The sequence below is a fragment of the Salipiger pentaromativorans genome (genome assembly GCF_024721115.1).
Taxonomy (GTDB): domain Bacteria; phylum Pseudomonadota; class Alphaproteobacteria; order Rhodobacterales; family Rhodobacteraceae; genus Salipiger; species Salipiger pentaromativorans.
Window position 1 is genome coordinate 1 of the sequence record NZ_JAMDHK010000038.1, and the last position, 1,352, is coordinate 1,352.

The 1,352-nt window shown below is 61.4% G+C and carries 1 protein-coding gene; it reads left to right on the forward strand.

Annotation, left to right across the window (positions count from 1 at the left end; translation table 11 throughout):
- Window positions 1-91 precede the first annotated feature (91 nt).
- Window positions 92-1,132: an IS110 family RNA-guided transposase gene (locus M4578_RS25680; RefSeq protein WP_258095932.1), complete on the forward strand. Its 1,041-nt coding sequence runs from the start codon at window positions 92-94 to the stop codon at window positions 1,130-1,132.
- Window positions 1,133-1,352: the final 220 nt, after the last annotated feature.

Here is a 1,352-nt window from a genome sequence, read left to right on the forward strand (position 1 = left end):
AGACATGGTATGATTGCGGCGGTCGCTCTCCGGGGGCGAACGAGGTCAGGTATGTTGGCCTCATGGATAAATGCCGTGAGGAGAACGACCTATGGAACACTATGCGGGTTTGGATGTTTCGCTGAAAGAGATTTCGATCTGTGTTGTGGATCGTGATGGCAAGACGATCGCGCGCGGCGCTTGCCCATCCGATCCCGAGGGTGTGGCAGGCTGGTTTCGAAACCGCTCGCTCATGCCGCGCCGGATTGTACATGAGAGTGGGAACTTGTCGATTTGGCTGCAGCGCGGGATGACGCGACTCGGGCTTCCGGCCACCTGCATCGACGCGCGCAAGGCGCACAAGAGCCTCTCGGCCCGGCTCAACAAGTCTGACGCCTCCGATGCCGAAGGGTTGGCGCAGCTCGCCCGAACGGGCTGGTTCACGCCGGTTCACATCCGTAGCGAGGACGCCGACCGGCTTCGCAGCTTGGTAGGTGCGCGGGAACGGTTGATCCGGTTGCGCAAGGACCTCGAAGGCCACATTCGTGGCGTCCTCAAAACCTTCGGGATCCGTATGATCGGCATTGGCCATGGGAAACAGAGGCAAGCGTTCCGCGATCAACTGGCGGCAGCGGGTAAGACCGACCCGGTTCTGCGGGCCATAGCCGATGCCTTCATCGCGACCCATGCCAAGTTGTGCCAAGTGGCGGACGACTTGGACAAGGCGGTGAGGAAAACGGCCAAGGTCCATCCTGTCGCGCGACGCCTGATGACAATCCCCGGTGTTGGTCCGGTCAACGCGCTCAGCTTCATAGCCTTGGTTGATGACCCCGCTCGGTTCAGCCGGACATCGGATGTGGGCGCTTTTCTTGGGTTGACGCCAAAGCGGCATCAGTCTGGCGAGATGGATTGGTCGGGCCGCGTTTCGAAATGCGGTGACGGTGCAATGCGCGGGCTACTCTTCGAGGCGGCGTCATCCGTGATCCACCAGGTGAAACGTTTCTCGCGGCTCAAAAGCTGGGCCGTGCGACTGGCCGGCCGTCGCGGCTTCCGCAAGGCGGCGGTCGCGACGGCCCGCAAAATCGCCGTGCTGATGCTGACGATCTGGAAAAATGGAACCGACTATCAATGGACAAATGAGGCCACCGCCTGATCTGAGTTCCCGCCCCTGAAGCGGGGAGCGCAGTCCCAACGGGACGGAGGTTGATCGATCTCGCTGTAGAGCATGGGATGGCTAGGCGCCACACCCCGCACAAGACATTGGAGACGATCCACCGCCGAAAACCATCATGAGGCGCTCAATGCGACCTCGGAGAGAACCATGCCCCCGGACGGACACAACCCCACGCTTGACGAGGCCGCAATCAGAGAAC